Source organism: Proteiniphilum sp., assembly GCF_034927365.1.
In the GTDB taxonomy this organism is placed as follows: Bacteria; Bacteroidota; Bacteroidia; order Bacteroidales; family Dysgonomonadaceae; genus Proteiniphilum.
Genome location: NZ_JAYFQD010000013.1, coordinates 588316 through 610411, shown reverse-complemented (window position 1 = coordinate 610411; position 22096 = coordinate 588316). Strand labels below are relative to the sequence as shown.

At 42.5% G+C, this 22096-nt stretch carries 18 protein-coding genes and 1 pseudogene; all 19 read left to right on the top strand.

Annotated features, from left to right (window positions below; genetic code table 11):
• Positions 1 to 229 precede the first annotated feature (229 nt).
• The 19 genes and pseudogenes from VB073_RS11325 (at position 230) to VB073_RS11240 (ending at position 22072) form a co-directional block, all read left to right on the top strand.
• Positions 230 to 952: an ABC transporter ATP-binding protein gene (locus tag VB073_RS11325; protein ID WP_323404273.1), complete on the top strand. Its 723-nt coding sequence runs from the start codon at positions 230 to 232 to the stop codon at positions 950 to 952.
• Entirely contained in the window at positions 949 to 2211 is a 1263-nt protein-coding gene (locus tag VB073_RS11320) for an ABC transporter permease (protein ID WP_323404272.1), read from the top strand. The genes VB073_RS11325 and VB073_RS11320 overlap by 4 nt, the downstream gene beginning before the upstream one ends.
• 31 nt (positions 2212 to 2242) lie before the next feature.
• Positions 2243 to 3493, top strand: coding sequence for an ABC transporter permease (locus VB073_RS11315; RefSeq protein WP_323404271.1), 1251 nt, complete (start codon positions 2243 to 2245; stop codon positions 3491 to 3493).
• A 211-nt stretch (positions 3494 to 3704) separates the two neighbouring features.
• Positions 3705 to 4811 carry an efflux RND transporter periplasmic adaptor subunit gene (locus VB073_RS11310; RefSeq protein ID WP_323404270.1) on the top strand — a complete coding sequence of 369 codons (1107 nt, stop codon included), beginning with the start codon at positions 3705 to 3707 and terminating at the stop codon, positions 4809 to 4811.
• A gap of 5 nt (positions 4812 to 4816) precedes the next feature.
• A complete protein-coding gene (locus VB073_RS11305; RefSeq protein ID WP_323404269.1) occupies positions 4817 to 6127 on the top strand; it encodes a TolC family protein in 1311 nt (436 codons plus the stop codon).
• A gap of 195 nt (positions 6128 to 6322) precedes the next feature.
• Positions 6323 to 7036, top strand: coding sequence for a head GIN domain-containing protein (locus VB073_RS11300; protein ID WP_323404268.1), 714 nt, complete (start codon positions 6323 to 6325; stop codon positions 7034 to 7036).
• Between the two features lie 148 nt (positions 7037 to 7184).
• Positions 7185 to 8192 (top strand): BF3164 family lipoprotein, encoded by a 1008-nt coding sequence (locus VB073_RS11295; protein WP_323404267.1) that lies wholly within the window; start codon positions 7185 to 7187, stop codon positions 8190 to 8192.
• Positions 8193 to 8205: 13 nt separating this feature from the next.
• Complete coding sequence (locus tag VB073_RS11290) at positions 8206 to 8574, top strand: hypothetical protein (RefSeq protein ID WP_323404266.1); 369 nt, start codon at positions 8206 to 8208, stop codon at positions 8572 to 8574.
• A 33-nt stretch (positions 8575 to 8607) separates the two neighbouring features.
• Positions 8608 to 9070 (top strand): annotated as a pseudogene (locus VB073_RS17475) (6-bladed beta-propeller).
• 560 nt (positions 9071 to 9630) lie between these two features.
• Positions 9631 to 10731 carry a BF3164 family lipoprotein gene (locus tag VB073_RS11280; RefSeq protein ID WP_323404264.1) on the top strand — a complete coding sequence of 367 codons (1101 nt, stop codon included), beginning with the start codon at positions 9631 to 9633 and terminating at the stop codon, positions 10729 to 10731.
• Positions 10732 to 11053: 322 nt separating this feature from the next.
• Positions 11054 to 11236 carry a hypothetical protein gene (locus VB073_RS11275; RefSeq protein ID WP_323404263.1) on the top strand — a complete coding sequence of 61 codons (183 nt, stop codon included), beginning with the start codon at positions 11054 to 11056 and terminating at the stop codon, positions 11234 to 11236.
• Positions 11191 to 11472, top strand: coding sequence for a 6-bladed beta-propeller (locus VB073_RS17470; RefSeq protein WP_416349531.1), 282 nt, complete (start codon positions 11191 to 11193; stop codon positions 11470 to 11472). The genes VB073_RS11275 and VB073_RS17470 overlap by 46 nt, the downstream gene beginning before the upstream one ends.
• 55 nt (positions 11473 to 11527) lie before the next feature.
• Positions 11528 to 12718: a 6-bladed beta-propeller gene (locus tag VB073_RS11270; RefSeq protein ID WP_323404262.1), complete on the top strand. Its 1191-nt coding sequence runs from the start codon at positions 11528 to 11530 to the stop codon at positions 12716 to 12718.
• 183 nt (positions 12719 to 12901) lie between these two features.
• The gene (locus VB073_RS11265; RefSeq protein WP_323404261.1) at positions 12902 to 14101 is read left to right on the top strand and encodes a 6-bladed beta-propeller; all 1200 of its coding nucleotides are present in this window, start codon (positions 12902 to 12904) and stop codon (positions 14099 to 14101) included.
• 128 nt (positions 14102 to 14229) lie between these two features.
• Positions 14230 to 15870, top strand: a complete 1641-nt coding sequence (locus VB073_RS11260) for a tetratricopeptide repeat protein (protein ID WP_323404260.1) — start codon at positions 14230 to 14232, stop codon at positions 15868 to 15870.
• 172 nt (positions 15871 to 16042) lie between these two features.
• Positions 16043 to 17239: a 6-bladed beta-propeller gene (locus VB073_RS11255; RefSeq protein WP_323404259.1), complete on the top strand. Its 1197-nt coding sequence runs from the start codon at positions 16043 to 16045 to the stop codon at positions 17237 to 17239.
• A gap of 111 nt (positions 17240 to 17350) precedes the next feature.
• Positions 17351 to 17512 carry a hypothetical protein gene (locus VB073_RS11250; protein ID WP_323404258.1) on the top strand — a complete coding sequence of 54 codons (162 nt, stop codon included), beginning with the start codon at positions 17351 to 17353 and terminating at the stop codon, positions 17510 to 17512.
• A gap of 213 nt (positions 17513 to 17725) precedes the next feature.
• On the top strand, positions 17726 to 18847 hold the full coding sequence (locus tag VB073_RS11245; RefSeq protein WP_323404257.1) for an efflux RND transporter periplasmic adaptor subunit: 1122 nt from the start codon (positions 17726 to 17728) through the stop codon (positions 18845 to 18847).
• Between the two features lie 129 nt (positions 18848 to 18976).
• Positions 18977 to 22072, top strand: coding sequence for an efflux RND transporter permease subunit (locus VB073_RS11240; RefSeq protein WP_323404256.1), 3096 nt, complete (start codon positions 18977 to 18979; stop codon positions 22070 to 22072).
• Positions 22073 to 22096 lie beyond the last annotated feature (24 nt).

The following is a 22096-nucleotide window of genomic DNA, read 5'->3' as shown; positions in this document are numbered from 1 at the left end:
CTGGAAAAATAATGGGGATTATTCTTCTAAGTTAATGATTTCCAGCGGATTGAGCAAATATCCGGCACGTTTATTTCATTGATTTTAAATACTTTAACTATATAAACTCGCGAACAGTTTCAACTACTGATTCGCATTATTAAAAAAAGAGGACCATTCTGTAACCATTCAGATCGAATAAAGGTCTAAATAAAATATTCACTATTGAGCCAAGACGAAATTTAATTATATGATTCAAATTCGGCAAATACATAAGTCTTATCATACAGAAGCGGTTTCACTTCATGTCCTGAAAGGAATCGATCTGGAGATAGAGGGTGGAGAATACGTTTCCATCATGGGTGCATCAGGTTCGGGGAAATCTACTCTTTTGAATATCCTGGGAATCCTCGACACATACGATTCAGGCGAATATTTTCTGAATGGAACACTCATCAGGAACCTGAGCGAAAAGCAGGCAGCGCTCTATCGTAACGAGATGATTGGCTTTGTTTTCCAGTCTTTCAACCTCATTAACTTCAAGAACGCTTTGGAGAATGTGGCTCTCCCACTCTATTACAAGAAGGTAAGCCGCAAAAAACGGAATATCATCGCGCTGGAGCATCTCGACAGGATGGGCTTAAAAGATTGGGCGCACCATATGCCCAACGAAATGTCAGGGGGACAGAAACAACGGGTAGCCATTGCGCGGGCCCTGATCTCGAACCCCAAGATTATCCTGGCCGACGAGCCAACCGGTGCCCTCGACAGTAAGACTACCATCGAAGTGATGGAGGTGCTGACCAACCTCAATCGGGAAGGGATTACCACTATCATTGTCACACATGAACCGTCGGTCGCCGATACAACCAACCGTATCATCCACCTGAAAGACGGCATGATCGAATACGAAACACGTAAAAATAATGGTGTACATATCACTACCCACTCTCAAAAACTAGAAATGGTATGACAGACCTGCTTCAGGAAATAGTATCCACACTGAAAAAGAATAAGATGCGTACTACCCTGACCGGGCTCTCGGTATCGTGGGGTATCTTTATTCTTATCGTCCTGTTGGGAGCGGGTAACGGATTGAGAAACGGGGTGATGCAGAACTTCAGCTCCCGTTCCATCAATCGCATCAGCCTATGGCCGGGTACCACCTCCATGCCACACAAAGGATTGAAGTCGGAGCGTAACCTCTATTTCACGGAGAGTGAACTGGAGCTGATCAAGGAGGAAGTAAAGGAAAGCCGCCTTATCACCCCCAGATTTAATACTTCGCAGACCATCTCATACGGGAATGAATACGGTTCTTACCAGGTAAGAGGCGTCATGCCCAACTACTTCGATATTGAAAAACTGGTTATCGCACCGGAAGAGGGACGGTTCATCAATCAACTCGACATCAACGAGTTGAATAAAGTAATCGTGCTGGATAAGAAGATCGCCGACCTCCTTTTCAAGGAGGAGTCGCCACTGGGCAAACATGTGAAAGTGGGACAACTGATGCTCAAGGTGGTAGGAGTTAACTCCAAAAAAGAACAGTGGGGCGGATCGAGTGCTTATATCCCCTTTTCCACGGCACAAGCCATCTTCAATCCCAATGGTAAATTTTACCAGATTACTTTCACTGTCGACGGACTGGTGACGGAAGAAGAAAACGACCGGTTCAACGAGTCGCTCAGAGCATTAATGGGGCGCAGGCTAAATTTTAATCCCGAAGATCAGCAGGCACTCTGGTTATACAATGCGCAGGCCGATTACGTGGAGACGATGAAAATATTTGGTGGCATTACTCTTCTGGTCACCATCATCGGGATCCTCACATTAATTGCAGGGATTGTGGGAGTAAGCAATATCATGCTGGTATCGGTCAAGGAGCGTACACGGGAGATCGGGATCCGGAAAGCTATCGGCGCCACGCCGGCATCCATCCTGAAATCCATCATCCTGGAGTCGATCTTCATCACCACCGTCTTCGGGTATATAGGACTGGTGATGGGTATCGGGCTGACCGAGACAGTCAATTTCTTTATGGAGCAGGCAGCGAGTGCACAGGCCGTATCCGACGAACCGCAGATGTCGATATTCGCCAATCCCACAGTAGAAGTGACATACGCACTGTTCGCCACACTCATCCTGATTATCTCCGGTGTAATTGCCGGCTACATGCCTGCCCGTAAAGCGGTAAAAGTGAAACCGATCGAAGCGATGAGGCAGGAATAATAATATGCCAATAATTCAATAAATTAGTATTATGTTCGATTTAGACAGGTGGCAGGAAATATGGATCACTATCACGCACAACAAATCACGAAGTGCGTTGACCGCCTTCGGTGTTTTTTGGGGAATGCTGATGCTGGTACTGATGGTAGGAGCCGGAAACGCTCTCGAAAAAGGGATAATTTCCCAGGTCGAAGGGTTTGCCACCAACTCCTGCTTCTTCGAGGCGGAACGTACAACTGTCCCCTTCAAAGGATTCAGAAAAGGGAGACGATGGAATATGACCAACAGCGATATCCCCGTAATCAAAGAGAAAGTACACGAAATGCAATATATCTCTCCGATGCTGTTCAGCGGTAGTGTCGACAAGAACGTTGTCAGGGGAGAAAAAAATGGCTCATATCGGGTAAAGGGTTGTTATCCAGAATACGACTTGATTGAAAAAAGTAAAATGATTTACGGGCGCTATATCAACGATATCGATATCGCCGAAAAGAGAAAAGTGTGTGTCATCGGAGAGCGTATCTATGAAGTGCTTTTCCAAAAAGGGGAAGACCCTACCGGCAAACAGGTTCGTGTGAACGGTATCTATTTCCAGGTGGTAGGCGTAGCACGTAGCAGCACCTCCGGGGTGAGTATCGGAGGTAATACGGCCGAAAGCGTCGTACTACCGTTCTCCACCATGCAACAAGCGTTCAACCAAGGCAATATTGTTCATTTCCTGGCAGCCACAGCCAAAGAGGGCGTACCGGTAAAAGTGATACAAAACCAGATCATGGAAATATTGAAACAGCAGCATCAAATTTCACCTGACGATAAAGATGCGGTGTTCTCCATGAACATCGAAGAGCAATTCAAGATGTTCAGGAACCTGGGGCTCGGTATTGCGGCGCTGATATGGATCGTAGGGCTAGGCACACTTCTGGCGGGTGCCATCGGAGTGAGTAATATCATGCTGGTCACCGTACGCGAACGCACCAAAGAGATCGGCATCCGTCGGGCACTGGGTGCTACTCCACTGAATATCATCGGACAGATCCTGAGCGAAAGTGTGGTACTTACGGTACTGGCCGGAATAATGGGTATCGTGCTGGGGGTGGGTATCTTGTCGTTGGCAGGCATCGCACTTAGCCAGAGTGACCAATTCTTCAAGGATCCGCAAGTATCGTTCGGCATGGCTGTCGGTTCCCTCCTTATCCTTATCGTAATCGGAACCATGGCGGGATACATACCCGCACAACGGGCCATGATGATCAAACCGGTGGAGGCAATCAGTGAGGAGTAATCAATGTGCCAATGTGCCAATATGCCAATGTGCCAATGTGCCAATTGAAACGTAATGGAGAGTCCGATGTGTCGGGGATGTGCCAATGTGATTAATGTATTAATATAATAATTTATAAATCGTCTTGAATTATGGTTCTTGACTTTAAAAGTACTGGTTCTGAAAATCTTGGCTCGAATAGTCTTGGTTCTAATAGTCTAAAAAAAATAATATGAAGAAAGTATTGAGAATTGTAGGATTGTCGTTGTTAGGAATTCTGGTAATATCCACCTTTGTATTTCTCTGGAAGAAATCGCGTCCTAAAGTTGTGACATACAAGATTGAAATGGCGGCGAAAGGTGATATTGAAAAGAGGACGGTGGCTACGGGAAAAGTGGAGCCGCGAAATGAAATCCTGATCAAACCGCAGATGTCGGGTATCATTGCCGAGGTTTACAAAGAGGCAGGGGAGACCGTGAAGGCAGGAGACATCATCGCCAGGATACAGGTAGTACCCGACATGGTGAACGAAAGCAGTGCCGAGTCGCGCGTGGAAAGAGCACGATTGGCTGCCGACCAAAGCCGGATCAATTATGAACGGGACAAGAAACTCTTCGAAAGTGAAGTGATCTCCAGGGAGGAGTTCGAGAAGATAGAACTGCAGTATAAGAACGATCAGGAGGAACTGCGTGCCGCCAACGACAACCTGAGCCTGGTACGCACCGGGATCACCAAGAGTTCTGCCAAGACCAGTAACACTCTGGTACGTTCTACGGTGAGCGGTACCATCCTCGACGTACCGGTGAAAGCCGGTAATTCGGTGATCCAGTCCAATAATTTTAATGACGGCACCACAGTCGCATCAGTTGCTGATCTGGGTGATATGCTTTTTGTGGGAAAGATCGACGAGACAGAAGTAGGGAAGCTCTCGGTGCAAATGCCCATGGAAATCACTATCGGCGCCATCCAGGACCTGAAGATACCCGCGTCGCTGGAGTACGTCTCCCCCAAAGGGGTTGAAGAGAGCGGAGCCATCCTCTTTGAGATGAAAGCCGCCTTGCAACTGCCATCCGACCTGTTTATACGGGCGGGATACAGCGCCAATGCAGATATTATACTGGATCAGCGTAAAGAAGTGGTGACCATCCCCGAGAGTTCGGTTGAATTCAGTGGCGACTCGGCTTTCGTGTATGTGATGAAGAACGAGAAACCGCAGGAGTTCGAACGTAAGCATGTGAAAATAGGTCTTTCGGACGGGATCCGTATTGAAGTGACCGAAGGGTTGAATGAGAATGACAAGATCCGCGGTACGGAAATCATTGAAGAAAAGAAAAAATAGCCATTATGTATATCAGAACTATTATCCTTGCCCTGTTCATCAGTTGCTCGCTCCTTCCGGCAGCAGCACAGCAAAAATATACATTGGAGCAATGTATCAACATCGCCCTGGAGAACAACCGCAATATCAAACAGCAGGAATTTGGCAGGCAGCAACGGGAGATCGCTTACAGTCAGGCGCGTGCCGACCTGTTGCCCAATCTCAACGCGTCGGTGGGGCAGAACTTCGTCTTCGGTCGCTCTATAGGACTTGATAACGTCTATCAGAATACCAATTCCTCCCAAACCAGTTTCGGCATCGGTACAGATATCACCCTTTTCGACGGATTGAGGATGAAGCACAATATCGATGCCCGCAAAGCCGATATGGAAGCGTCGGAAGCCGACCTGGAAAAGATGCATGACGATATCGTCATGAGTGTATCCACGGCGTTCCTGCAGGCTCTCCTTAACCGGGAACTGTTGCAGATCTCCGAGAAGCAGATCGAAACGACCAAGGCCAACCTCCAACGGCGCAACGAATTGGCAAAAAGCGGCAAGATGGCACCAGGCGAACTCTATGAATTAGAGGCACAATTAGCCAAAGAGGAATTGAACCGTGTACAGGCAGAGAACAACCTCAAGTTGGCGCTGCTCGACCTGGCCCAGATCATGGAATTTGAAGAGTTCGGCCATTTCGATATCACTGCACCGCCTGCCGAAGTACTGATCGGTGAAGCTGCACTTATTCAGTCGGCAGCGGTATATGAGAGCGCATTGCAAAACCGTCCTGAGATACGGGGTATGCGTTATCGCATGGAAAGCAGTGAAAAGGAGTTGCTGATGGCAAAAGCACAATACTATCCTACTCTCTCATTCGGGATTAATATAGGTACCGGCTATTATAGGATGAGCGGCAGGGATAACACCTCTTTCAATTCGCAGTTGCGCAATAATATGAGCAACTCTCTCGGATTCAACCTGCGTATCCCGATCTTCAACAGGTTCCAGGTCAGGAACAATATCCATAGTGCCCAGCTCGCCATTGCCAACACACAGATAGAGATGGACAAAACCAAAGTCGAATTGCGAAAACGTATCGAGCAGGCCTTTTACAATGCCACCGGTGCAAAAAGCCGCTGGGATGCCGCAAAGAAATCAATTGAAGCCAGCCGCGAAGCCTATCGTTTCGCGGAAGAGAAATACGAGAGCGGACGTGCTAACTCCTATGAACTGTTCCTTGCCAAGAACAACCTAACTCAGGCACTGGGAGAGGATGCACAAGCCAAATACGAATATGCATTCCGCCTCAAGATACTAGAACTATTGAGGGATTGATTTCAAAGAGTCAAGAACCAAGACTTTTAGAGCCAAGAACCAGGATGCAAGACTCTATTAATTGACAATGGACAATGGATAATTGACAATGAATTGCAAATCGACGTAGTCAATTAACAATCGGCGTAAGTCAAATCTTAACTTCTTGACTTCAGACTTCTAAGTTCTAAGTTCCAACTTCAAACATAAAACAATATGAAAACTTCAACAACACTTACAGTAATTGCGGCGCTCTTTATCGTTAGCAGTTCCGCTTACGCACAGTCGCGGCGTGCAACGGATCAATTTGAAGTGACCGAATTTACAGCGATCGAATCATCAGTAGTTGCCAACATTCATATCCGGCAGTCTCCTACTGTCAACGTCACGGCTGAAGGGAGTGAAAAGATGCTTAACATCCTCGATGTGCGGATGGACGGTGACAAATTGATCCTTACGATGGACGATAAGAAGAAAAAGAATCTAAAGAGTTCCGATAAGCTTCTTATTTCCATCTCCACTCCCATCCTTGCCAGGCTCGATTTCGACGGAGTAGGAAATATCGAAATCGACGGAACGTTCACCACTCCCGAACTCACCATCGAGTCGGAGGGTGTGGGCAATCTCAGGGCGGATAACCTCGATGTCAAATCCATTTACATCTCTTCCCAGGGAGTGGGCAACACCACTCTTGGCGGCAAAGCCGACAAGGTAGAGATAAAGTCGGAAGGGGTAGGAAATGTGAATACCTCAAAACTCAGTGCACGTAGTACTGTCGTCAGGTCAGAGGGAATCGGTAACGTAAGTTGCCATGCGTCGGAATACCTCAAAATACGTTCCGAAGGTATCGGCAATGTTACCTACTATGGTAACCCCACAGACAAGGAACTCTCCAAAGAGGGATTAGGAAGGATAAAGGCAGGGAATTAACCCCCTGACTAGTCAATAAAACTCTACTTCTATTTTTAATTAAAAAATACCAAGAGCGGGAGCTTGTGAAAGTCCCCGCTTTTATTTTTTCCTTTTACCTGTTTTATTTCTATAATTCACTATTTTTGCTGAATAATAGAAACAAAACATGAAAACCAGATTACTTATAATTATCATGCTTGTTTTTTTCCAAATGGGTTGTAATAAGCAAATCAAGGATAACTTTCTATCTCAAAGACAATTCCTTTCAGGAGAACTTATAAATGTTGATTGCCTGATTGGTAAACCATACAGGTTAATTTTACATGATACGCTACTATTTGTTTGTGATCCATACGAGTCGAATACACTCACGGTTTTAAACCTATTAAATAACCAATGCGATGACAGGATATTACAGATAGGAAATGGACCGGGTGAAGTTTCCGGTCCGCTAAAGCTATCCTTATCCGCAACACGTAACAAATTATATGTATTCCAGATACAATCCGGCATCCTTAGTACTTATAATATTTCAGGCAGGGATTTGACTCTGGTTGAATCTGTTCGTATCGAAGAACGTCCCGCCAATGTTGTCATAACAGAGGAAGCGTTAGTCGGCATCGGCCTCTTCGATGAAGGACGCTATCATATTTATGACAGGCAAGGTATTTTAATCAACCATGCAGGAGCCTATCCTTCAGGAGAAATGGATAATAATGCCCATGCCCGCTTCTTCTTATATCAGGGAGATCTATGCTCACAGCCTGAAGGGACTCATTTTGCCCTGGGAAGCAGTTACTCCGATAATCTGGAATTCTATAAGATAAAGGAAGGACAAACCGAACTATTGAAAAAATATGGTACAGGAGACAAAGTTCAAGCCAGGTTCGATAATACCATTCAACTCGACGACAACTGTGTATTGGGCTACAAAAGTTCCTACGCCACCGATAAATATTGTTATATGCTCTATTCCGGGAAAACTTATGCTGAAAATAACCGCCGGGTATCATGGGGAGAAAATATATTCGTATTCGAGTGGAATGGGAATTTTGTAAAATCTTTCCGGTTAAGCCGGGAAGTGCTTACATTTGCAGTGGACGAAACCAATGGAATTATTTACGGCATCGTGCTACAGGAAGGAGAAGCTGCCATTATGAAATTCAAGATTTAAAAAGCAGATGAGAATGAAACAATATATATTGATTTTAGCCTTGGTGTTGGGAGGTTCCATTCCTGCAAACCTTCTTGCCTACAGCAACGACCAGGATTCAACCATTATTTCCGGCAAAACAAATTCCGGCAAAACGGATCAACCTACTAAAAGGTCGAATGTAACTCTCTTGAACGCATCAGGCGATAATCTGACAGACAACATAAAAAAAGTTTTCATTGATAGCATCCAGGTAGGAATCAACCATACAGACTCGATAAAACCGAAGAATATTAAAAATATTTCAACAAAACAACTCGAAAATGGAGATATATGGTTGTATATCGAAACAAATAATCCCAAAGCGAAGAATACCGACAAGAAAAAAAATCAAAAAAAATAATATGAGATATCTTCAATTAATATTAAACCGGTAATGAACATGAAAAAGATATTTTTGCCTATATTCTTAATTGTTTCTTTATTGATCATCATCTCTTGTGTTGAAAAACAGGAAGAAAAAGGTGGAATAAAAGTTGGTCTGGACGATAAACAGAAAGTCTCTCTTTTTGATATTTTTTCTAAAATAGAGATTATACCACTGGAGACTAATGACTTATCCTTAATAAAGACTATCAGTAAAATAATTATCAGTAATGATACCTTATATATTAGACAATGGAATGTCACAAATTTTTGTTTTTAATGAAGCAGGAAACTTTATTTATAAAATTGATAACAAAGGACCCGGATCCGGAGAATATACTGCCACCTCCGACATTGGAATTTTTAATGATAATTTATTCGTACTTTCTTCTATTGATAATAAATTGTACAAATTTTCAACTAGGAATTTCAAATTCCTTTGTAGCCTTCGACTCCAATATAAACACCTATAAAAGAGGCTACTTTACAGACAAAAAAGAATTACTGACGGATAAGCAACTTCTTGATTTCTATGAAAATTCAGGGATGGATTTTCTCAGAAAAGCCAACGAACTTTTTTATATCAGTAGTGTCGTAACCTATAATGATACGATATGGATTCATACACGGAGTTATGGTAAAAATTATCTCACGAAATATTATAACGGAAATATGATTTCTACCGGATTTTCCTATGGTTCAATAATCTCTACCTTCTTTTCAGGAGAAAGTGATGATAGCATTCTTTTATATGCAAACGCAGAACAAATATCCGAATGCAAGGATGTTATATTTGATAAATATAGAAATAAGATAAATTATCCTTCCGATGATAATCCATACATTATAGAATTTTTCTGAGAAAAATCAGCATTCAAACAAAAATATGAATAGGTTAGTGGCATATCACTGCTGAAGAATGTGTTGAACATAGTTAGGTTTTCAAATTCTTTGAAAAACGATTCTGATCTGCAATAAATTTCAGTAACTTTATGGTTTGATTTTACAAAAAGTATTACCAATTTACTGCCCTATGAAAACAACAAAGATTGCGTTTTTTATTATTATCCTTGGTGCATTTGTCTGTTGTAACGAAAATAAAAGCAAAGACAGCTATTATTTCAAAGGAGATATTCAATATTTCGATGACGATAGTATGGCAGTAAAAAATGTCAAAAGTAAATCTGTTTCATTGGATGGGACCTACACAGGAATGGTATCAGCATATGATTCGCTGTTAATTTGTTGGTATTTTGATTTTCCAAATCATTTTTTCACCGTATTCAATGTGGATACGGGGGATGAAATCGGTTCCTTTGTCGAAAAAGGGCAAGGCCCCCAAGAGGTGGAATCCGTGAATACCATATTTCAACATTTTAAGAAGGGGAATGATATCACGACAATGCTCTACGCCTCTAATGAAGGTAAATTGTTTTTCTGGAATATAAGCCAATCTGTCAGAAAAGGGGAGACAGTATATGATACAATTGTTTCGTATGACAATGACCGTATCTTCTTCCCTTTTTATCAATCCGAAGATATGTTGTTGGCCTATAAACCATCCGATAATTTGAATAAAGAAGAAGCTACTACTCCATTTTATGAAAAACGAACTATTTATTCTAACAAGTTGTTGCACCATTATCCTATTTATAAACAAAAGTCAGTGATAAACAGTCAAGCGAGATCGTTGGACCTCTTTTTTTATACGTGGGACGCTATCAAACCCGATGGCTCTAAAATTGTCCAGGCCATGATGCATCTTCCACAAATAAATATTATGGATACCAATACAGGCGATGTTGTGGGTTACCGTATGAGAAACGGCCCTGATTTTTCTCTTCTGGAAACAGATATGAAGAAAATGAATAGATATTATACTTGCGTACATGCAGACGATGATTATATTTATGCTACCTATTGGGGAAAAGAAGCCTGGAATGATCGTTTTGGCATTGAAGTTCCGTCTTTTAACACTATCCATGTATTCGACTGGGATGGAAACCCGATTTATAAACTCATAACCGATCAATCCTTTTATCGTGTATGGTCGGATCCTGTAAGGAAACGGCTGTATACGATAAACATGAACACCGATGAGGTCTATTATTTAGGTTTAAATGAATTAGAATAGGGAATATTTTCATGGATTTTTCTTTGGGGAAGCAGAGAGAATCCCAATGTATATCCGGTTATCAACACCATCCATGTATTCGACTGGGAGGGCAGGTGGCTATATGAGGTAACGACCGATCAACCTATCCATGAAATGTGGATTGACAACATACGGAATAGACTCTATACCACCAATATGGGAACAGATGAAGTATTTTATTTAGACCTAAATGAATTAGAACGATAATTCTTTTGAAAATTAGTAAACTATAAAATAAATTCCAGTAACTTCATGACTGGAAATCTTAATCGAACTCAAACTAATCAATAAAAATTCAAAAATGAATAAAAGAATTCTATTACTACTTCTTACTTCTGTGCTTCTGGTAACGATAAGCAGCGGAATGGGAAACGTGAGGGAACTGAAACAGCAGACAAATCAATCAATATCGGTAAGTTTAGTATATCAGATCAAGCCTTGGATGATTCCAGGATTTTTAAAGAATGCCTTATCGTATCATTGAGAACCAACGACAACTCTCTTATACGAACTATCGACCGTATCTATAAATCACAAGACCAAATATTTATCCTAGACAGATCGTCAGACAAGATATTCATTTTTGATACCTATGGAAAGTATCAGAATAATATCCACAAAATAGGTCAAGGTCCCCGGGAATATATATCATTAATGGACTTTTATCTCGATGATGCACTTGCCGATGAGAAACTCTCGACGAGAAAACCGAGCGAGTGACGAAGTTTCTTGATCATAATCGCAAATTATTATATTTTTGACCTAAAAAATTATTATGGCTGTAAAGCGTGACTTGGAAAATGTAATTTTGGCAAAACTAATTCCGGTAATTATTCTGTCAATCTTGATGACAGGATGCGGCGAAAGAAACAAACAATCTACCGATACTCTTATCACAGTAGATGTAACGGCCCACTATCCTGAAAAGGAACTGATACTACAGGAGTTTCTGGATGTGGAATATGTCCCGCTGGAAACAAATGATGAATTCATTACCCAAGGTCATGTGTTGGCAATAGGTAACCAATACATATTGGTAAAAAACTCGATCAACGATGGGGATATTTTTATTTTTGACAGAAAAACCGGTAAAGGTTTGAGAAAGATAAACCGAAAGGGACAGGGAGGCGAGGAATATAATTTTATCAGCGGAATTGCACTGGATGAAGATAACAGTGAAATATTTGTCAATTCAACCGGCAAAAAGATCTTAGTGTATGATTTGTCCGGCAACTTCAAGAGAAGTCTTGCCTATCCGAAAGATGCCAGTTATTCGGATATATTCAATTATGACAATGATAATCTGATTTGCTACAATGCCTCGGGGATCTATCGCAGGAAGGGAGAAGACCGGGACGGTCAATCTTATCACCTGGTTATATCCAAACAGGATGGGAGTATTACCCGAAACATACACGTACCTTTTGAAATCTTTAAATCACCCATGATGAGGGAAGGAGACGCGATAATTGCGACCCGTATCTCTCCGATAGTACCCTATCACGATAATTGGCTGCTTGTGGAGATATCATCCGACACCGTGCACAACTGGCTGTCCGAAGAGAATACATTAACCCCGTTTCTTGTAAAAACTCCCACTACAGATCCTGAAATATTTCTCACTATGGGAACGATAACCGATCGTTATTGTTTCATGAAAACCACAAAAATGGAAGTCGACCTTTCAAAAGGACGGGGATTCCCATCCACTGATCTAATGTACGACAAACAGGAAAATACAATATTCAATGCTACCGTACTCAACGGAGATTATTTGAAAAAACAGGAACTGAATATGACTTCATTCCCGATAAATGATAAAATTGCGGCTTTTCAAACTTTAGCAGCCAGTGAGATTGTAGATGCATATGAGAATGAAGAATTAAAGGGCAAACTGAAAGAAATTGCCGCGAATTTGGACGAGGAAGACAATCCGGTGATTATGCTTATGAAATATAAAAAGTAATCCAGCCTGTTGTCCACAACTTATATTGTCCGCCTATACATCCATATGGAAAATTATAAAAACTTAATAAACAAACTATTGACTTAAAAAATAAAACAGTTCTTGTCCACCTTTTTTTTATCTTCAGATCACACTTCTCCTTATCTTTGCACCCACATACAACACCATTTAAAACAAAAGGATATGAAACGTATTTTATTTTTTTATCTCCCGGGAATATTTATTCTCGCCATTTCATTTCTCATCTCTTGTGGCAAAAATACAAGACAGGCTGTGTTCGACCATTTGGATGTAGTAGCCCAAAAAGTGATTGTCAGTAACTCCGAACTGATCTCCTGTGATCTGACCAAATTGAAAGACACTGTAGATATACCGTTAAGTCTTTTTATCGATGATCTTCAAATGATCCGATTTGATAACCGGGACGAAGCGCTCGTGGGATTCACGGCTATCAATATCACCAACGAACATATACTGGTAAGGAATACTCGTCAGAACCCTTTTAAATTATTCAATAAAAAGGGGGAATTTATCACTACTATCGGAAGTTACGGACAGGGTCCCAACGAATACACCGACGTGTATGACCAATGGCTGGATGAAGAAACGGGGCAAATCTTCATTTTACCATGGACCACAAAAAAAATACTGCGCTTCGACCTGCAAAACAACGCATTGGAACCTATTCCCCTCAGATACAGGGTCCCCAAGGCACAGATCTCCGTGAACGCCAAAGACTCCACCGTGTCGGTATTCACACTCCCCTTCACCGGTATTCCCGCAGTAGCATGGACACAGGATTTCCATGGGAACTTGATTGATTCTATACCTTCGGGGCATCTCGCCGTGCCCATCACTTTCAACAACGAGGTGTACTCCACTCAAAATTGTGATGCATTCGATTGCTTTATCTTTATTTTTGAGGGAGACCGCAACGATACACTTTATCACTATAATATCGCAAAGAACAGGCTCGATCCGAAATTCACACTCGATTTCAAGGATAAGCCATGGCAGATTCACTCCTATGAAGAACTACCTCGTCATTTTTTGGGACAAATAACCGTTGAAAAGAAACTGTCAGAGAGCATGTCCATCACCGAAGATCCTTCCAATTATATCGTGGACAAAAGAACGCTAAAGGGAGGGTTTTATAGGCTTTATAATGATTTTCTGGGAAATATACCCATGAAATGGGCAGCTTTCTACCGTGGTTATTACTTTTGGAACGTCGATCCGGGTGACCTGGCCGACCTATTGGCAAAACATCTGAAAGAAAGTGCAGGACTTTCCGAAAAAGAACGTACGAAATTGACGGATTTACTCAATTCTATCGATGAGAATGACAACAACTACCTCTTTTATGGAAAACTGAAACAATGAAATTCCATCGTATAAAACAGAAATCAAACAAAATTTTAACAAATTAGTTATTATTCTGTCAATATTTTCTTCTGAAAATTTTAAGGCACAGATACAAGTAGTTATATTTGTGCATAAAATTTACACCAATGAAACGACATCTCCTCTATATCATTGCATTGCTCAGCCTGTTATCCACAGCCTGCCGGCATAAGCATTATACAGAAGTGTTGACTGATGCAGCCCGCTTGTCCGACACCATCCCATCCGAAGCATTGATCAAATTGCAGGAAATAAAGAATGTAAAGAAGATGAGTGATGCAGACCAGGCAGCCTATAACTTGATTTTTGTAAAAAGTATGATCCGTTCCGGAAATAAACTCACATCAGACTCGGTCATCCATATTACAACACAATACTACCTCGAGCAAAATGATTCTGCCAACCTCTCTCAAAGCCTTCGCCATAATGCAATATATCACTACCAGAATGATGTGCATGACTCTGCGATTTACTATCTCAATAAAGCGATCGCAGCCATCCCTGCAGGAAAGGATACAGGTAAGAAAGCCGGTTATAAACGCAATATCGGCTCTTCCTACCTTCAACTAAAAGATACACAGGCCGCAGTAGATTCACAAAAAGAGGGATTGGAATATGCACTTGCCGCAAACGACTCCCTGTCTGTCATCTACTCGCTGTTAAACCTCGCGGATGCTTATAAGCATAATAAGGAGATGGAGCAATCATTCAGCACATATAACGAAGCACTCGAGTGGATAAGGGAAAGAGGGGATCGTGATATGGAAGCCGATATCCTTCATATTGTTTCGGGTGTCTACGAATCGGAGAACCGGATAAAGGAAGCATTGTATTACAAGAATAAAGCCCAGGAAGTAAAACGCAACCGGAAAGATATCCCTGCTATTAACCTCCAACGAGCCGTCTTATTCAGCAAACTGAATATGTCTGATTCGGCGCGTCACTATGCACAATTATCCATCAAGGGGGACGATTCATATGTGGCCGAGCTGGCTTACAGCTTTTTAAGTATTTGGGAAACAAAAATGGGACATTATACCGATGCACTAAACCTGTCAAAAAGCAGTGAAGGACTGTTCAATTTTTTTTACACTGGTATCTATGCGGGAGATATGCAACAAAAATACGAGAAAGAAAAATTAAAAAATGAAAATAACCAATTAAAGATCAAGCAGAAAGAACATTTGTTTTATTTAGTGGTCAGCGGATTCCTCCTTCTTCTCTTGTTAATACTGCTCTATATTATCCGTGTAAACAGTAAACGCAAAAATGAAAAGATTGCACACGAAAACAGAATGTTCCGCCTACAACAGGAAAATATGCTGTTGAAGCAACGACAGGAGATAAGCGCCCTGAGGGAGAAAGAAGCAATACTACGGGAATCCCTGTTCAAGAGGATCAATTTCTTCCATAAACTTCCCTCGTTAAACCGGGAAGAAAACAGTCCGCACGACGCACAAGGAAAAATAAAAATCACCGGTGAAGACTGGAAAGAACTGGAGAACAGTATACAGGAGACCTATCCTGATTTCTTACAGAAATTGAGGGAAGAGGTCCCTACCCTGTCGGATGACGATCTGCGCTTTTGCTGCCTACTGAAAATCAATGTCAATATGCAAGACCTGTCGGATATCTACTGTGTTTCAAAGGCTGCCATCACCAAACGGAAGTACCGGTTGAAAACTGAGAAATTCAGGATAGAAGATAGCAACCTGAATCTGGATACTGTTTTACAACAAATAAATTGATTAACGTATTCTGATTTGTCCACCTACATCGCTTTACAGAAAATATTAAGACATTAATATAAAACCACTTAAATACATCCCATAATCATTTTTTGTCCACCTCAAAATTCATCCATATACAACTTAATACCCTATCTTTGTCACCATGTACCATCATTAAAAATAGTTGAACATGAAATGCAAATTATTTATTTACACCGTAGGGATTTTTTTCTTTTCTTTCTCCCTCTTCTCTTATGGGAGTGACAAGAAACGTGGTAACCTCGACCACCTGAATGTAGTGGCTAAAAAAACAGTTATCGGTAATTCCGAACTGATTTCCTGTGATCTGACAAAACTGAAGGACACTGTCGATATACCGTTAAGCTTACTGGTGGAAGATCTTCAGATGATACGGCTTGATAAACGCGACGAAGCACTCGTGGGTGTCTCTTCTGTGATAGTCACCGATAATTATGTGTTATTCAGAAATAACAAACAGAATCCATATAAACTGTTCAATAAAAAAGGAAAATTCCTCAGAACCATTGGAGCTTACGGACAAGGGCCTAACGAATACCTGAACGTGTATGACGACTGGCTGGATGAAAAAACCGGGCAGATATTTATTTTACCCTGGCAAAGTGATAAAATCTTACGTTTCGACCTGCAAGGGAAAGCATTGGAGCCTATACCTCTGAAATATAGAGTTCCTAAAGGGAAATTTTTCGTGAATACCGCCAATTCAACGGTGTCGGTATTCCTGCTCCCTTTTGCCGGTATTCCTGCTGTAGCCTGGACTCAAGACTTCAAAGGCAATATGACCGGCTCTATTCCTGCCGGACATCTTTCTGTAAAGCCCGATTTCAGTAACGAGGTAGCTTCTAACAAAAACACAGATGGTTTTGATTGTTCCCTGTTCACCTTTTTCGAACAACGCCCCGACAGTATCTATCACTATAATACAAAGGATAACAAACTCGATCCGAAGTTTACACTCGATTTCAACAATAAACCCTGGAAAATCCATTGGTATGAGGAACTGCCTCTCCATTTCATAGGTAATGTGACCGTAGAGAAGAAACTGGACCAATATACTTCGACCACTGAATATCCCGCAAAGTTCATAGTGGATAAAAAAACATTAAAAGGTGGTTTTTACAAATTATACAATGACTTTATGGGGGATATACCCATCAGTTGGGCCGCATTCGGTAACGGATATTACACCTGGAGCATTGAACCGGGAGACCTGATCGACCTCTTGACAAAGCAACTGGAGCAGAACAAGAAACTCACGGAAAAGGACCGTAAAAAATTGACAGATTTACTGAACTCCATTGATGAGAACGATAACAATTACCTGTTCTACGGAAAGCTTAAAAAATGAAATTACTACACGGTCATAGCTGTATAAAAAAAGCACTTTTCAAACAAACGTGAGGGTAATCATATGAATAAAAAGATCCTTCATATATTATTTTTGATTTCCTTATCCATAATGATGTTATCCTTATCATCTTTCAGGATTAAGGAGAACAGGCTACCACATGTCTATGACGTAGATATAAAAGAAACAGCGATATATGAAAAAAATGGCAATTTAAGCCGGAATATCAAAGCGAAGGAAAGGCAATGGCGTTCAGGTAGAGACCATCATTGAGAATAAAATCGTAAAGAATATGAATGAAGAGGATAACCCTCTACTGGTAATAGTGACGTTCAAATAATAATTAAAACAACCCAATAACAGTTTGGAGGAGAGCCAATCACAAACAATATGTAAAATTTTATTTTTTAAGATTAAAATCTTATGAAATAATTTCCTACTTACGATTTATTCATAAATTTGCACAATATAAAAACGAATCTATATATGAAACCTAAAATCTCACGCTACGCGATAGGATTTATGATAGCCTTTCTTACCGCATGCACACCGGGGAAAAAGGATCAACCGGAAGAAACAGTCCAACAACTTCTTCCTGACAGGACGGCCGAAGTGACCGTCATGACACTTATTGCCGTCGACTTTGAGCACGAACTGGTCAGTAACGGAAGGATATCGGCTCAAAATGTGGCAGAACTCAAGTTCCTTACCTCGGAAGTGATCTCTGAGATATTCGTCAAAAACGGCTCCCGTGTAGAGAAAGGACAACGCATTGCCATGCTCGACACCTATTCCCTCTCCAACACCGTGAAACAGGCAAAGGATGCTCTCGACAGAAGCAGGCTGGAATACCAGGATGTATTGATCGGTCAGGGTTACATGCTTGACAACCCGGACGCCGTTCCGCCTGAAGTGAATGAGCTTGCCATGGTGAAAAGCGGTTACAGCACAGCACAAACAAATTACAATATGGCTGTGTATAATCTGGAGCGCGCCACACTCACTGCTCCCATAAGCGGAGTAATCGCGAACCTGTTCTCAAAACCCAACACCCTCTCCTCTCCTTCTAATATCTTTTGTAATATCATTGATACCCGTAGCCTTGAGGTTACTTTCACCGTACTTGAAAATGAACTGGGACTGATCCGTACCGGAGACAAGATAAAAGTGTTCCCATTCTCCATTTCAGACATGGTGATGGAAGGCCGTGTTTCCGAGATCAATCCCTGGGTAGACAAGAACGGAATGGTTCAGGTGAAAGCTTCGGTAGCATATAACGAACGAATGGTCGAAGGAATGAACGTGAGGGTCAGCATCTTCCGTTCTCTGGGCAAACAGTGGGTGGTGCCTAAAAGTGCTGTCGTACTGCGCACCGGGAAACAGGTGGTCTTTGCCCTGGAAAATGGAAAAGCAATATGGCACTATGTGAACACGGGATTGGAAAATGCCACCTCATATACTATCACCGGGGAAACCTTGAAAGAAGGTGATATCATCATCACCAGTGGCAATATCAATCTGGCGCACGAATCTCCTGTGAATGTAATAGAGAGGGACGGAGTGGAAAGGATTGACAATTCTTCCAATGACGACGAAAACGGAGATTAATGTGCCAATATGCCAATAAAACAATAAGATTGATGGAGATTGAAAAATCCTAAATCTAAAAGTCCTAGTTCTAAAAGTCTTGGCTCTAATAGTCTTGATTCTAAAAGTCTTGATTAAAAGTCTATCAAAATGATCAAAGCTATACTGCAACGTCCCATATCGGTATTAATGCTGTTCCTGGCATGTGTGATCCTGGGGATAATCACCTACAACACGCTGCCCGTATCGTTGCTGCCCGATATTGCCATCCCCGAGATTACAGTGCAGGTCTCGGACGATAACACCTCGGCACGTGAACTGGAAAATACGGTGGTAAAACCGGTGCGGCGGCAACTGATGCAAGTGGGAAAACTAAGGGATATCCAAAGCGAGACACGTGACGGATCGGCGATTATCCGTCTGAAATTCGATTACGGTACCGATACCGACCTGGCATTTATCGAAGTGAATGAGAAGATCGATGCAGCCATGAACAACCTGCCCCGTGAGTCACGTCGTCCAAGAGTCATCAAGGCCAGCGCGACCGACCTGCCGGTGTTCTACCTGAACCTCACATTGAAAAGTGATATACCCTACTCCACTACCAACGAACAGCAATTCCTCGAACTCTCTGAATTTGCCGACAACGTAGTGAAACGGCGTATCGAGCAACTCACTGAAGTAGCCATGGCCGATATGACGGGACTGATGTATAAACATCTCCAGATCGTGCCTGATCCCGCCCTGCTCGAATCGGCATCGATCACCCTGAGCGATATAGAGAATGTACTTTCTGCCAATAATATTGAACCGGGAAGTATGATCGTACGCGATGGTTATTATGAATACAACATCAAGTTCTCGTCCCTATTACGTACACCCGAAGACGTAAGAAATATCTTTATCGAGAAAAATGGACGGCTTTTTCAACTGAAAGATTTAGCCATGATTGATGTCGTACGGCAGCCGGAATCGGGGATGTCGCTCATCAACGGGAAAAGGGCTGTCACCTTAGGCGTTATCAAGCAGGCGGACGAAACCATGAAGAACCTCCGCAAATCGCTGGATGAAACAATGGAAAATCTCCAACGGAGTTATCCGGATGTGGAATTTACCATAAACCGCAACCAAACCGAATTGCTCGACTACACCATCTCGAACCTGCAAGAGAATCTCATTCTCGGATTCATATTGGTCTTCCTCGTCGCCCTACTATTCCTCGGCGACGGCAAATCGCCACTGATCATCGGTATCAGTATGACCACCGCGTTGATCACTACCTTTATCTTTTTCTTTCTCTTCCGGCAATCGATGAACATCATTACCCTGTCGGGGCTCATCCTTGCCTTGGGTAACATGATAGACAGCTCCATCGTGGTGACCGATATCATTACCCAATACCGAAAACAGGGATATGGGCTGGATGATGCCTGCGAGAAGGGAACCAAAGAGGTGATTATGCCAATCTTCAGTTCCACGCTCACCACCATCTCCGTTTTCGCACCGCTCATCTTCATGAGTGGAATTGCCGGTGCGCTCTTCACGGCAGAGGCTTTTGCCGTCACTATCGGCATGCTGGTATCCTACCTGACCGGAATTATCCTGTTGCCGGTACTCTACAAGATCGCTTACGGCGAACGATTTGCCAATAAGAATATTGACGGTTTCTTTGCCGTGGCACAGAGAAAGATCGATGCTGTAATCTTTCCCGCTTACGACAAGGGTATCCACTATGTTTTTAATCACAAGATATTTTTCATTCTGCTGCTGTTCATTGCCGTCCCCCTCTGTGCCGTCCTTTTCAGGGCGATGCCCAAGACAAGCATGCCCAATATAAGTTATGTGGAAAGTATCGTCACCGTGGAGTGGAATGAGAATATTCATGTGGATGAGAATGCACACCGGATAGCGGAACTGCTCCAGACAACAGAAGGCGAGGCACTGGAAAACGCGGCTTATGTGGGACAACGACAGTACTTACTGGACAAGGACAACGATTTAACAGCTACCGAAGCCCAGTTATACCTAAAAGCCGATAAACCCTCCCGCATTGCATCCCTCGAGACCCGGATAGCGGAATGGGTACGACACAATTATCCGAATGCAGTGGTGACCTTCTCTCCACCGGAAAATATATTCGAGAAGATATTCGACACCGGCGATGCCGAAGTTGTAGTGCAACTCTATCCAAAAAATCGGGAAGAGATACCTGATCCGGCGGCGATCCGTCAAATGGAGACAATCCTGGCAACTTCCACGGGGGAGAAGGCTGAGAACGTCCCCTTCGAACAACAGTTCGTAATCACTCCCGATAAGGAAAAACTTCTCCTTTACGGCGTTTCACAACAGGAGGTGTCCAAGACATTAAAAACAGCCTTCAGGGACAACCAGGTGGCGATATTACGCTCTTTCCAGCAATACCTCCCCATCTCCATTGCAGGCAAACAACAATCCATCCAGGATGTCCTTCAAAAGACACTCGTGTATGGATATCCGGTATCCGATCGCTCACAGGCTATCCGCATACCACTGGCCGCATTGGTCGATCTGAGTCCCAGTGAGGATATCAAGACCATCATTGCCGGAAAGAATGGTGAATATATCCCGATTTACTATTACCACACCGGTCAACCTGAAAAACTGATGGAAAAGGTCAGCGAAACCGTCAAACAGGATAATAGCTGGGATATAACATTCTCTGGTAATTTCTTTTCCAATCGGCAAATGCTGAAGGAATTGATAATCATATTGCTGATTTCTATCCTGTTGATGTATTTCATCCTGGCATCCCAGTTCGAGAATTTCCTCCAGCCCTTGATCGTGTTGATGGAAATACCTATCGACATAGCCTTCACATTGGTTGTGCTTTGGCTCACCGGACATACGCTGAATCTGATGAGTGCCATCGGGATCGTAGTGACAATCGGGGTGATACTCACCGACTCCATCCTGAAGATCGACCTGATCAACGAGTTACGGAAAGGAGGAATGCCGCTCATGGAAGCCATTCATACGGGAGGGGTGAGACGATTGAGAGCGATCATCATGACAGCACTCACATCCCTCTTCTCAATGATCCCTATCCTGTTCACATTCGACATGGGATCGGAATTGCAGAAGCCACTCGCCATCGCCATGATCAGCGCAATGAGCATCGGAACGGTTGTCAGTATTTTCCTGATACCGTTGCTGTATTGGACAATTTACCGGAAGAAGGATGGGTTGATCAATAATGTGCCAATGTGACCAATATGCCAATGTGACAATACA

Coding starts and splice junctions, on each gene's coding strand:
- VB073_RS11270 (WP_323404262.1), top strand. CDS start 11,528: ATGGCTGTAAAGCGTGACTTGGAAAATGTAATTTTGGCAAAACTAATT.
- VB073_RS11245 (WP_323404257.1), top strand. CDS start 17,726: ATGAAACCTAAAATCTCACGCTACGCGATAGGATTTATGATAGCCTTT.
- VB073_RS11240 (WP_323404256.1), top strand. CDS start 18,977: ATGATCAAAGCTATACTGCAACGTCCCATATCGGTATTAATGCTGTTC.
- VB073_RS11280 (WP_323404264.1), top strand. CDS start 9,631: ATGAAAACAACAAAGATTGCGTTTTTTATTATTATCCTTGGTGCATTT.
- VB073_RS11320 (WP_323404272.1), top strand. CDS start 949: ATGACAGACCTGCTTCAGGAAATAGTATCCACACTGAAAAAGAATAAG.
- VB073_RS11290 (WP_323404266.1), top strand. CDS start 8,206: ATGAAACAATATATATTGATTTTAGCCTTGGTGTTGGGAGGTTCCATT.
- VB073_RS11310 (WP_323404270.1), top strand. CDS start 3,705: ATGAAGAAAGTATTGAGAATTGTAGGATTGTCGTTGTTAGGAATTCTG.
- VB073_RS11260 (WP_323404260.1), top strand. CDS start 14,230: ATGAAACGACATCTCCTCTATATCATTGCATTGCTCAGCCTGTTATCC.
- VB073_RS11295 (WP_323404267.1), top strand. CDS start 7,185: ATGAAAACCAGATTACTTATAATTATCATGCTTGTTTTTTTCCAAATG.
- VB073_RS11250 (WP_323404258.1), top strand. CDS start 17,351: ATGATGTTATCCTTATCATCTTTCAGGATTAAGGAGAACAGGCTACCA.
- VB073_RS11315 (WP_323404271.1), top strand. CDS start 2,243: ATGTTCGATTTAGACAGGTGGCAGGAAATATGGATCACTATCACGCAC.
- VB073_RS11305 (WP_323404269.1), top strand. CDS start 4,817: ATGTATATCAGAACTATTATCCTTGCCCTGTTCATCAGTTGCTCGCTC.
- VB073_RS11275 (WP_323404263.1), top strand. CDS start 11,054: ATGAATAAAAGAATTCTATTACTACTTCTTACTTCTGTGCTTCTGGTA.
- VB073_RS11300 (WP_323404268.1), top strand. CDS start 6,323: ATGAAAACTTCAACAACACTTACAGTAATTGCGGCGCTCTTTATCGTT.
- VB073_RS11265 (WP_323404261.1), top strand. CDS start 12,902: ATGAAACGTATTTTATTTTTTTATCTCCCGGGAATATTTATTCTCGCC.
- VB073_RS11255 (WP_323404259.1), top strand. CDS start 16,043: ATGAAATGCAAATTATTTATTTACACCGTAGGGATTTTTTTCTTTTCT.
- VB073_RS11325 (WP_323404273.1), top strand. CDS start 230: ATGATTCAAATTCGGCAAATACATAAGTCTTATCATACAGAAGCGGTT.